This is a genomic window from Lysinibacillus sp. NPDC098008 (assembly GCF_044760715.1).
Taxonomy (GTDB): domain Bacteria; phylum Bacillota; class Bacilli; order Bacillales_A; family Planococcaceae; genus Lysinibacillus.
On sequence record NZ_JBIWBA010000008.1, the window covers coordinates 14,685 to 27,037 of the forward strand.

The following is a 12,353-nucleotide window of genomic DNA, read 5'->3' on the forward strand; positions in this document are numbered from 1 at the left end:
TTGCTATGATTAACAACCAATTAGACGAGAAATAACAAGACGTTGAATTTCAGATGTTCCTTCACCGATTTCCATTAACTTAATATCACGCAAATGACGTTCTACATCGTATTCTTTCATATAACCAGAGCCACCATGAATTTGAATAGCTTGGTTACATGTACGGAAGCCCATTTCAGAAGCGTACAGCTTTGCCATAGCCGCTTCCTTACCAAATGGTTTCTTTTGATCCTTCAGCCATGCCGCCTTATGTACTAATGTGCGGGCAAGCTCAATTTCCATCGCCATATCTGCTAGCTTGAATTGGATCGCCTGTAACTTTGAAATAGGTGCACCAAATTGTTCACGCTCTTTCGCAAATCTCAATGCCTTCTCATAAGCTGCCTGTGCAATACCAACAGATAGTGCTGCGATAGAAATACGACCACCATCAAGTGTGCTTAAAAATTGGCTAAAGCCTCGTTTTTCATCCCCTAAAAGGTTGGCTCTTGGTACACGAACATTTTGCAAAATAATCTCACATGTATTGGAACCGCGGACACCCATTTTGTCATAGTTACAATTAATCGTTATGCCTGGTGTATTCGTTGGCACAATAATAGAAGAAATAATTTTTTTACCATTCTCACGTTTACCCGTTACTGCGGTAACAATTACTTGGCGAGCATAGCCTGCATTCGTAATCCAGCATTTTTCTCCATTGATAACATAGTCATCCCCATCAATTACTGCTGTAGTACGTGTACCACCAGCATCTGAACCTGCATTAGGCTCTGTTAAACCAAATGCTCCTAACGTTTCTCCCTTTGCTAATGGAACAAGCCATTCCTGCTTTTGTTCCTCTGTGCCAAAGTTATAAATTGGTGAAGCACCTAAGCTAACTGCTGCTGCATAGCTTAGCCCTGTGCCTCCGCATGCACGTCCAATTTCTTCAACAGCTAAAGCATAGGACACCGTATCACCGCCTGAGCCACCATACTCCTCAGGAAACGGAATACCCAATAAGCCTAGTTTCGCCATTTTTTTAAAGCTCTCTATTCTCATTGTTGATGTTTCATCAACCTCACGAGCATACGGTTTAATCTCATTTTCAGCAAAATCACGTACCATATCACGAATCATCGCTTGCTCTTTTGTTAATTCAAAATTCATGCCCAGTCCCCCTAGTGAATGTTAAATTTGCCATAGTAGATTTCGTAGCATTGATTATTGCTTTAGACAATACCGACCAGTCGGTTTGTTGAAATAAATAATAAAACCAGTGTTTCCTACTGGCTACCCCTTTATCATAAATTGCCTTGCTTCCTCGATTGCTTGTTCCGTTACAATCGCACGTAATACCATATCCGTAAAAACCTCTGTTATTTGCTCCATTGTTAATGGTCCTGATTGCTTAAACCATTTATACGTCCAGTTAATCATCCCAACAATTGCCATCGTAACAATTGTACAAGGCAGCTCCGTACGAAAAACCTTTGCTTCTTGGCCCTCTGCAATCACTTTTTGTAAAATATCACGATATTCATCCCGTTTCTTATGAATGATGTCACTATAATCCTCAGATAAAAAACGACTTTCCTCATAAAAAATCGTAATATGTGCTTGATACATATCAAATACTTGAGTCAATGTCTGCAGCATGGCACACAAACGTGTAATTGGTGTATCGTACTTGTCATATGCATTCTGTGATTGCAAAATAACATATGAAATAAAGACATCATGAATTTCATATAACAGCTCATCTTTCGACTTAAAATTATGATAAAATCCACCCTTTGATGCTCCAATATGCTCCACAATACGATCAACCGTTACATTGTGATAGCCATCCTGCTGAAACAGCTCAACTGAAGCGTCTACAATTCTTTGCTTTAACGTTTTCTTTTCCATAGGCACTTGTCATCCTTTATCTAACTGTATCACTCCTTATAATTAAGAAAATAGATTTTTCCAAATTATAAAAATACTATGACAATCTAAATATAGCATTCACAAAATTTCATGTCTAGCAGCAATGTAGATTTTTTATAAATTTCCGAGCATATATGCAACATAAAGGAGATTTAAATTTCTGACAAACACATCTATACAATATGATAAACATCTTTTCTTTATGACAATTTGCTTTCCTGTTATTTTTCATGGCACTTCAACTGCTAACGCTCTCAACCTATGCTATATTTAAAATCATGGAATAATGAAAGGGTGTTAACAATGGCAAAAAGTGTAGTAATTGCTGAAAAACCTTCCGTTGCACGTGATATTGCGCGTGTGCTGAAGTGTCATAAAAAGGGAAATGGCTTCCTTGAGGGAGATCAATATATTGTTACTTGGGCGCTTGGACATCTTGTCACACTAGCTGACCCTGAAAGTTATGATGTGAAATATAAAACGTGGAACCTAGAGGACCTACCAATGCTGCCAGAGCGTTTAAAGCTAACCGTTATTAAACAAACAGGTAAACAATTTAATGCGGTCAAAAGCCAGCTTATTCGTAAAGATGTAGGTGAAATTATTATTGCTACAGATGCTGGGCGTGAGGGCGAATTAGTAGCACGCTGGATTATTGATAAAGTAAATGTTAAAAAACCAATTAAACGTTTATGGATTTCCTCTGTTACAGATAAGGCGATTAAAGATGGCTTTGCTAATTTAAAGCCTGGGCAAGCCTACAATAATTTATATGCTTCTGCCGTTGCTCGTTCTGAGGCAGATTGGTATATCGGGCTTAATGCTACTCGTGCTTTAACTACCCGCTTTAACGCACAGTTGAATTGTGGACGTGTCCAAACACCGACAGTAGCGATAATTGCTGCACGTGAAGATGAAATTAAAAACTTTAAGGCACAAACTTATTATGGTATTGAGGCACAAACAGCAGACAATTTAAAGCTTACTTGGCAAGATCAAAAAGGCAATAGTCGCAGCTTTGATAAGGAAAAAATCGACATACTAGTGAAAAAGCTAGGAAATAGTAATGCAGTCGTAACAGATATTGAAAAGAAGCCAAAAAAATCATTTGCGCCTAGTCTATACGATTTAACAGAATTACAGCGTGATGCCAATAAAATCTTCGGCTATTCCGCAAAGGAAACATTAAATATTATGCAAAAGCTGTATGAGCAACATAAAGTATTAACATACCCTCGTACAGATTCTCGCTTTATTTCTCAGGATATTGTTGCTACAATACCTGAACGCTTAAAGGCATGTGGCATTGGTGAGTACCGTTCCATCGCCAATAAACTGCTGACAAAGCCAATCAAAGCAACAAAAGCATTTGTTGATGATAGCAAAGTGTCAGATCATCATGCCAGTGCGACACGTTAATCTGAAATTCCAATAGAAATATTGGTTGGGAAGATTTATTAGAAAACTGAAGAATCCTTGAGGGGAATGAAAGCCGTCATGCTGTGCTGAAACCCTCACACTAATACTCCCCTAAGCAGGGAAGCAGACTATTATGGAACTGTTTAAAGCGGGGTGAAGTCGGCGAAAGTGAACAGGAATAAAGAACTGTCACTTAGAGTAGTCGGGTGGTTGTAATATACGGTGAGAATGTACACATGTACTGACGAACTTCTGAATGTACGAGTCTATAGGTGGTTATCTTATCTGTGATGATAAGGTATTACCAATAGTGGTAAGTTAGTGGAGCTGAGTAAAATTTGGCGTTATGAAAAACTCTATACCGAGCGACAGACGGTATCAAGCTAACAGGCTCAAAGGAAGCACCTAAGTATTACGTGAACGGGAATCTTTGGAACGTGGGAAGCCAAGAACTGTATCTGTTTTACAGAAACTCATAGTCGAGGACAGTTGTAGACGAAAATCCTTCGGGTATAATAAGCTACTTTATCTTGGTGAAAGTAGTGCCACAGTACCGATGAAACTACGATAATAAGTAGTGGAGGGATAGGCACGAGTCAAATAAGAATGGATTAATAGATTCAAAACTAACTCTGTTTTTCGAGTAAGAAAGGGAAAACAATTTTCTGCAAAGGAGTTGTCCCAACAGAGTGACGAACAAGTATAGATACAATGACTATTATGATATGACAAAACTATTTGATGACTTATACAAACGGTCACAAAACAATGAGTCGTTTCAAAATTTAATGCGTATTATTTCGAGTGAAAATAATATTCGCTTAGCCTTTCGCACAATTAAAAGTAACACAGGCAGTCAAACTGCTGGCACAGATAAACTCACAATTAAAGATATTAAAGGTCAATCATTGGAATCGTATATTGAAGCAGTGCAAGAAAAACTAAAGTTTTATACACCAGACACTGTTCGACGAGTTTACATTCCGAAAGCTAATGGCAAAACACGCCCTTAATATCGGGAAGTTTTACTATACAGTTGATATTGATATTAAGGGCTTTTTCGATAACGTAAATCACACAAAGCTTATTAAACAAATGTACGCGTTAGGAATAAAGGATAGAAAATTAATTAGCATCATTAAAGCTATGTTAAAAGCTCCGATTCAAGGAGAAGGCATTCCAAACAAAGGAACACCACAAGGAGGAATTCTTTCCCCTTTACTATCTAATATCGTGTTAAACGAATTAGATTGGTGGATTTCTTCACAATGGGAAACGTTCACAACACAAAAGCAATATAAAACGTATCAAAGTCAATACAATCAACAAAAGAAAACAAACTTAAAACAAATGTATATTGTGAGATACGCAGACGATTTTAAAATTATGTGTAGAGATTATCAAAGTGCGAAAAGAATATTATGTGCGGTTAAAGACTGGCTAAAGATTCGCTTGAAATTAGATATTAGTGAGGAAAAATCAAAAATTATCAATTTGCGGAAAAACTACTCTGACTTTTTAGGGGTAAAAATTAAAGCTGTGAAAAAGGGAAAAACATTTGGAGGGTATGTGGCACAATCACATATATCAGACAAAGCACTTGAAAGAATGAAAAAGGAGATAAAAGAGCAAGTCAAAATTATCCCCGATAACATTCAATCATCCCACGTAACAAAGCTCAACAGCATGATTTTAGGATGGCATGAATATTATAGCTGTGCCACCTACTGCAATATAGATTTTGCGAAATTGGCTTTCTCACTGAAACCATATATGCACAATAAGTTAAGGCAAGTAGGAAAATTCTTAAAACCAAGTGACACCGACATGTCACCGTTATATAAGAAATTCTATGGGAAATCTGAATCAAAAACATGGAAGATTCACAATGTATGTATCTACCCAATTCATTACGTTCAGCATAAAAAAGTTATGAACTTTAGTCAAGATGTCTGTGATTATACACAAGAAGGTCGAATAAAATCTTCGAAAAGCCTAACAAGTCAAACAAGAGATGACATTATCCAATTGGCAAAGATGTATAATCCGTATGAAAGTGCTGAATACAATGATAACCGTGTTTCAAGAGCTTCCATGTCACAAATGAAATGTGAAGTAACAGGAAAGCAATTAACCATAGAAGAACTACACTGTCATCATGTACTCCCCCGAAATCAAGGTGGTACAGATGAATATAAAAACCTACGAATTGTCCATAAATTGGTGCACAAATTAATACACGCAACAACAAATGAAACGATTGAGAAATACCAAAATATCATTGAAGATAAAAAAGCCCTAAACAAGCTAAATAAACTTCGAAAACATTGTAATCTTGAACCGATTAATCTACTGACTATTTGATGGAACGCCGTATGAGGGGAAACTCTCACGTACGGTGCGGAGGAGGGGAAAACAAGTACACTTAACGGATAATGCCGAAGTGGAAAGTTACCTATTCCTATTCATTCCAACAGAAGGCTATGTGAATCTTTCAGCCTTCTCAGATAAGGAACGTAAAATTTATGATCTTGTTGTAAAGCGTTTCTTAGCTGTTCTACTGCCTGCTTTTGAATATGAACAACTAACACTACGTGCAAAAATTGGCGATGAAAGCTTTATTGCTCGTGGCAAAACGATTTTATCGGCAGGCTGGAAGGAAGTTTATGAAAATCGCTTTGAGGATGAGGATACAGCAGATGATGTCAAGGAACAGCTACTTCCTCGTATTGATAAAGGAGATACGTTAAAGATAAAGCTACTTGCACAAACATCTGGTCAAACAAAGCCACCTGCTCGTTTTAATGAGGCAACATTATTATCAGCAATGGAAAATCCAACAAAATACATGGTGACAAATGACAAAAAACTAGCCGACACATTAAAATCTACTGGCGGTCTTGGGACAGTTGCAACGCGTGCAGATATTATTGATAAGCTTTTTAATTCCTTCTTAATTGAAAAACGTGGTGGCAAGGATATTTATATTACTTCTAAAGGACGTCAATTATTGGATTTAGTGCCAGAGGAGTTAAAATCCCCTGCTCTTACAGCAGAATGGGAGCAGAAGCTTGAGCTTATTGCAAAAGGGCAGCTAAAAAAGGATGTCTTTATTAGTGAAATGAAAAATTATACGAAGGAAATTGTGTCAGAGATTAAGGCAAGTGACAAAAAATATAAGCACGACAATATTTCTACTAAATCCTGTCCTGATTGTGGGAAACCAATGCTTGAGGTCAACGGCAAAAAGGGTAAAATGCTTGTATGCCAAGATCGTGAATGTGGTCACCGTAAAAATGTTTCCCGTACAACAAACGCACGTTGCCCACAATGCAAAAAGAAACTGGAGCTTCGTGGTGAAGGTGATGGTCAAATTTTTGTATGCAAATGCGGCTATCGTGAAAAACTATCAGCCTTTGAAGCAAGACGCAAAAAAGAAGGCGGCGGCAAGGTCGATAAACGCTCCGTACAAAAATATTTAAAGCAGCAAAAAAATGAAGAGCCTGTCAACAATGCACTTGCAGAGGCATTAAAAGGGTTAAAATTTGATGAATAAGAAAAAGGGTGTCTCAACAATCATCAGAGACGCCCTTTTTACATACCTTGAATTAATAAATTGGTTTAAGGGGGGTTTTTGATGGAAGCGAAAAATTTTAGACCACGCAATGTTATTTTTATGACAATTGTGGTCGTTGTTTCTATCTCAATTGGTCAAGCTATTCATGTGCTATTTATTAATGTGCCATAGCCATAACAGCCGATTATCGCCTAATCTTATAAATACTGCTCCCGCCATTGTAACTGCTCTTTTTCCGTTAGCTGCTGCTCAAGCTGTTTATCCCATTGATTCCATAAAGTATTCCACACACGCACAAAGACCATATCCTGCTCCTTATTATAAAGCACAAACTCTAAACATGGGCTATCATTAATTTGCTTCGCCTCTACCTGCTCAATCATAGTAATAATTTTTTGAGAAGTGCCTGCCTCCTCTTCGTTTTCATGCTGTAATGCTGTAATCAGCAACGATTCTTCAAACTGCTCTTGCTGCTCAGCCTCTTTATCAACGTAACGATAGAGCTTTGGCAGGTCATCATATTCTTCGATACTATCTGCTTCAATAGGAAGAAACAATTGATGGCAGGGACTAAAATAGAGAGTAGCTGTTTCAATATCCAGCTCCTCCTCAAAAATGCCCTGCTCTAGCTGCTGCTGCCCTTTATCAGTTAATGTAAAAATATCGTCTTCACTTTTCATTAGGTTGACTCGACTCATTAAAGCTACTAAATCCTCGATAAATAGCGGGTCTACTAGCAATAGCTCACTTAATTCCTGTGCATTTTTAAAATTAGCTTCCTTAATACTCAGCAGCAGCATTGTCATTAAAACATCCATTGTTGATCGGCGCACAGGCTTATAGGTTACTTCAACCGTTCGAATAGGAATACACCATTCATCCATTTTTAGAATCTTAATAGCTCGATTTTGTTGAAGCTCTCGCATTAGTCGTTGCTGTAATTTGGACAATCTACATCACCAACCCTTTATGATTACGCAAGCCATTGTAGGATTTCACTGTCTTTAATAATGTTGTATACATTTCTCTTGTTTCCTGATGCTTTGCGCGTTTAGCAAACATATCCGCACTGCCAATTAGCAATAGTAGCTCACGCGCACGAGATAATGCAACATTTAAGCGGCGATAATCTCTCGCAAAGCCAATATCTCCGCCTTTTGCTGTATTACGAACCATACTTACTAGTATAATGTCCATTTCCATACCCTGGAATTTATCGACAGTGCCTGTTCTAAATTGTAAATGCGGTAGCTGTAACTCCTGCTGTAGCAGACGATTGATTCTCTTCACCTGCTCACCATAAAAGCTAATGACACCAATGCTTTTTTGGGCATCCTGTGGTATACGACCTGCCTCTTTTGCTGCCTTAACAGCATCATTTAAGTCCAGCAAAATATGACGAATTGTTTGTAATTCACCTTTATTATAGCGACTCGTTCCACCCTTTACCTGCTCCTCTAAATAAGGCTTTTCAGTTGGAATATCAATCCATAATAAATGGTCATCACGCTTGACAAATTGACTCTCTAAGCCATGATCTCGCGCTGCATCTGAATCTGGTAAGCCACACTGCAAGCCATTTTCCTCTTTTGCATAAAATGGTGTAATGCTTTGCATAATTTTCTCATGCATACGGTATTGTAATGCAAGCATTTGCTTATGTGTTGACGGCAAATTATTAAATAGGCGCTCAAATAATGACTCGCGCAATAGATTTTTTAATTCCTGTGCACCTTCAAAATTCGGATTTTCCTCCAGCATCGCCTTTAATGTTTCCTCCAATGTATCATCTCCAAGCAATGGCGGTAGCTGATGATGATCACCTACTAAAATAACCTTTTTCCCTTTAAGCATCGGCAATAATAGCTCTGGTGGTGTTGCCTTTGATACCTCATCAATAATCACTACATCAAAGGTAGGATAATTTTCCATAAACTCCTTGCTTGCAGAGGCTACACATGTTGTACCAATCACATTCGCATGGCGCACATATAGTTTTCTAATTTCATCTAAATCATATTCTGTAGCACTTTGTAGCTTATCACGCCATTGCTCCTGTAATTTTTGGCGAAGTGGTAGCTGTTGTTCCTTACGCTGCAACTCTTCAATAGTTTGGTTAGCCGCTTTAATCGCTTCCACAACCTCCTCAGCCGTGCGTTCTGGCGTTGATTGTAAAAGCTTTGTATAGGCTGTTAATTGCTTTTCCTTTTTCAGTCCAGCAATATTAATATCTTTAATGCGTGCTTCTATTGCTGTTAACTGCTGCTCAACCTCCTGCAAGCTTGTTTGCACAGTCTGAAGAGCTGCCTGCTTTGGAACTAATTGCGCTTTTGCTTGCTCTACCCCCTCAAGCTGCTGCTGTACTTGCTGTAGTGATTCTTGCTTCTGTGCTATTACTATTTTTAAATACTCAGCGGATTCTTCTGGCTCCTCTTCCAGCTGGAAGGTGCTTGCTAACTGCTTTAGTCGCTCTGTATGCTGTAAAAATGGCTGCAATTGACGCTGTAAGCTTTGGACATCAAAGCTTGTGATGGCGCATTCCTGATGAATAAAGCTTGCCATATTTTTACGAAACAGCTCAAACTCTTGGTCTTTATGTGCCTGCTGTTGCTGCAATGCTACCCCTTTTTGCCACACAAAATCACGGCGCATATAGAGCCCAAGCAGGTAGCTTTCTAGCTCCTCTGCCATTGGCGATTGCCCCTCTTGAAATGCCTTGTTCAGCTGTGCAAAAACACCCGTAAGGTTTTGCAAAGAAAATGACTGTATTGGCTGTAGCCTGCTTTTAGCAAAAGCCCGCTCCTTTACTTCCTCTGTTACCAATCCTTCCAGCTTTGCAATAGCTTTTTGTAGGCGTGTATTAATAGTAGACCAAGCTGCTAAATCCTTTGCATCCTCTAAATGCTGTAAGCGACTAATTTGCTGTGACAGTACATGGCTAGGTCGAATTTGATAGTGCTGTAAAAATCGCTGAATACGTTCAAAGGCTGTTAATGTTTGAATATACTTTTGCGCTTCCTTCATTGTAGCTAAACGTTGGCTTTCCGTATCATATTTAAGCTGTATCTCTTGAAATTGCTCTGTTAGCTGCTGCTTTTGCTCTTGCAATTCCTTATATTGAATAGCTGCTTTTAGTTGTTCGATTTTTTGTATTGTTTCCTGAATGGTCTGCTGTAGCTCCTCTAAAGAAGGATTGTCAGCAAGTGTTTGTGTAAGTCGCTGTACAATAGGCTCAATTTGTGCAAGCTGTTTATCATAATGCTCTTTTTGTGCCTCGTATGTTTGCTGCTCCGCTTTAGCAGCCTTTAATTCCTTTTTCAATGTTTGAATTTCTTGCTGTACAATAGGCTCTTCGATAGCTGCCTGCTCTTTTGCGGCAATTTCCTTTGTTAGCTCCTCTAGCCACTGCTCCAATTTTGCTAGCTCATCTTGTGCTTTTAATAGATTTCCCTTTAGCTCCTGCTCACGCTCAGGAAATGTTGCAATTGCCTCTTCAATGGCAGTAAGTGTTTGCTCACGCCAATGCAAAGCCACATTTTCCTCGATAAATTTTTTACCTTCCTCTTCAATACTTTCTGTTCTACCGTAGCGCAAAATTCGGATGTCCTGATTGGATAATAATCGCCCTAATGCATTATCCACCGCTAAGTTGGATTGCGAGGCAACGAGTGTTTTTAAGCCAGCCTTTACATTTTGCTGACAAATTTCTGAAATCACCGTTGTTTTCCCTGTACCCGGTGGACCTTGTATCACATATAAATCCTCAACAGATAATGCCCCTAAAACCGCTCGACGCTGATATTCGTTTAAATTATTGTGAAACTCAATATCTTGTCGAAGCTTAGATGCTCGAACAGTTGGGCGTTTTTCAAATAAAATTGTTTCTAAATGAGGGTTTACTGCCTCGCCCTTCTCCAGCTTTGTAAAGCCATTGCGCAACCTTCTAATTTGACTCAGCGTGGCAAAATTACTAAAGCTTACTTGCTTTGAACGAAGATTGAGCTGATCCTTGCGTGCCAAATCCTGTATAAAGGGCTTTAAATCAATTTCTACCGTTTGCTTACTAGCAGTAGCCTTTAAAACCTGTCCAATCTCACCGCGTACGCCTTGAATGCTGACACTTAGCCCTTCTAGCTGCTTCCATTCCTTGCTTTTTATGTAGGGACAAACAATCGTTAAGCGTGTAAAGTCTTCATTGAAATAGCTTTGTTTAAATTCTGTATGAATATCATCTATCGTAGCATCTCGTTCTTGGATTTTTAAATAGCCTTCCCAGCTCGCTATCCGTTTTTTTACATACTCTGTACGTTCCTCTGCGATTGGTAATTGTCTTATTTTCGTATGCAGCTCAAGCGGAATACCTGCTCCGTTATTCGGTCTTGTGATAAATTGCATTGCGGCTGCTAGGCGGCGATTGGTATGAATAGGACCACGCATATGAACAAAGCGAATATTTGTTGCTAACAATCCCTCAACCTTGAGGACACAATCCATAATCACAGTTTTCCCTGCAAGAACCTCATGTAGCTTTTTATTATCCTCAGCATTAAAATAAATAGATAAAAATATTTCACCCGCTGTTTTAGCTTTTCTTTTTTCAATATAAACTGTAAAAGCGTTTTGTAACGTAAAAAAGGCATGCTCATTTGCTGAGCATTCCTCTACTGCTTCCTTTGCCTTATTGGTCAAAATAAGGCTACAGCGTTGCTTTTCTAGTAAAGCAATGTCCTGCAATGAGCAGCCCTCCCTTCCATATCACTAAAGTTTTATTTTATCATATTTTAAAAAAATACTTATAATGAAAAAACCCCTGTACAGTGATTTCCTACCACTGTACAGGGGCGTAAAATTCATATTAATGCTGGTCAATTGTTTCCTTCGGTAGATTTTTGCTCATTTTACAATATTGCACAAAAACACGTGCTAATTCACGTAAACGATTATGAACGTCTTCGTCTATAATATTATTGTCTGCATCAAAATGCGATGTATGTGTGTACACATAGTTTGGTGTTACAAGGGCACGGAAATAGTCTAAAATAGGCTTTAGCTGATTTTCTACTACAAGGTGATGCTGGTATGTGCCACCATTCGCCACAATTGATACTGGCTTATAGCGCATTGTTTTAGGATGCAAGAAATCAAAGGCATTCTTTAACACGCCAGGGATAGATGCCTGGAAAATGGGTGTTGCGATAATATATGCGTCCGCTTCCTCAAATTGTTGAATCATTTTCTTCATATCATCATTTAATGGTGAACCATCAACAATTTGATGCTTATATTGACTAAAATGCATCATTTCTAATTCGAAACTAGCATCTAATTCTTTAATATATTGCTCCACTTGCTCTAAAATAACACCAGTTTTACGACCAAACATAGTGCCGTCCACGAGTAAAATTTTCATCTTTACTTTGCCTCCACATTCATCTTCTACAAT

At 38.5% G+C, this 12,353-nt stretch carries 7 protein-coding genes and 2 pseudogenes; 4 read left to right on the forward strand and 5 right to left on the reverse strand.

What is annotated here, in order from left to right; all coding sequences use genetic code 11:
- Nucleotides 1-9: 9 nt before the first annotated feature.
- Both ACIQVU_RS09460 and ACIQVU_RS09465 read right to left on the reverse strand, forming a co-directional pair.
- Nucleotides 10-1,152 carry an acyl-CoA dehydrogenase gene (locus ACIQVU_RS09460; protein ID WP_340804158.1) on the reverse strand — a complete coding sequence of 381 codons (1,143 nt, stop codon included), beginning with the start codon at nt 1,150-1,152 and terminating at the stop codon, nt 10-12.
- Between the two features lie 123 nt (nt 1,153-1,275).
- Nucleotides 1,276-1,893, reverse strand: coding sequence for a TetR/AcrR family transcriptional regulator (locus ACIQVU_RS09465; RefSeq protein WP_340804156.1), 618 nt, complete (start codon nt 1,891-1,893; stop codon nt 1,276-1,278).
- Nucleotides 1,894-2,217: 324 nt separating this feature from the next.
- On the opposite strand from ACIQVU_RS09465, the pseudogene ACIQVU_RS09470 reads away from it, so the two are divergent.
- The 4 genes and pseudogenes from ACIQVU_RS09470 to ACIQVU_RS09480 all read left to right on the forward strand — a co-directional run.
- Nucleotides 2,218-3,318, forward strand: a pseudogene (locus tag ACIQVU_RS09470) (DNA topoisomerase); the annotation flags it as partial.
- 704 nt (nt 3,319-4,022) lie between these two features.
- Nucleotides 4,023-4,346: a hypothetical protein gene (locus ACIQVU_RS20260; protein ID WP_483869648.1), complete on the forward strand. Its 324-nt coding sequence runs from the start codon at nt 4,023-4,025 to the stop codon at nt 4,344-4,346.
- Nucleotides 4,327-5,697 (forward strand): reverse transcriptase domain-containing protein, encoded by a 1,371-nt coding sequence (locus ACIQVU_RS09475; RefSeq protein ID WP_483869649.1) that lies wholly within the window; start codon nt 4,327-4,329, stop codon nt 5,695-5,697. Before ACIQVU_RS20260 ends, ACIQVU_RS09475 begins: the two co-directional genes overlap by 20 nt.
- 100 nt (nt 5,698-5,797) lie before the next feature.
- Nucleotides 5,798-6,889 (forward strand): annotated as a pseudogene (locus ACIQVU_RS09480) (DNA topoisomerase); the annotation flags it as partial.
- 218 nt (nt 6,890-7,107) lie between these two features.
- Here ACIQVU_RS09480 and ACIQVU_RS09485 read toward each other — a convergent pair.
- The 3 genes from ACIQVU_RS09485 to ACIQVU_RS09495 all read right to left on the reverse strand — a co-directional run bounded on the left by ACIQVU_RS09485 (nt 7,108) and on the right by ACIQVU_RS09495 (nt 12,320).
- Nucleotides 7,108-7,860 carry a hypothetical protein gene (locus ACIQVU_RS09485; RefSeq protein ID WP_402895164.1) on the reverse strand — a complete coding sequence of 251 codons (753 nt, stop codon included), beginning with the start codon at nt 7,858-7,860 and terminating at the stop codon, nt 7,108-7,110.
- Between the two features lies 1 nt (nt 7,861).
- Nucleotides 7,862-11,644 carry a DEAD/DEAH box helicase gene (locus ACIQVU_RS09490; protein ID WP_340804153.1) on the reverse strand — a complete coding sequence of 1,261 codons (3,783 nt, stop codon included), beginning with the start codon at nt 11,642-11,644 and terminating at the stop codon, nt 7,862-7,864.
- Nucleotides 11,645-11,765: 121 nt separating this feature from the next.
- Entirely contained in the window at nt 11,766-12,320 is a 555-nt protein-coding gene (locus tag ACIQVU_RS09495; RefSeq protein WP_340804152.1) for an NADPH-dependent FMN reductase, read from the reverse strand.
- Nucleotides 12,321-12,353 lie beyond the last annotated feature (33 nt).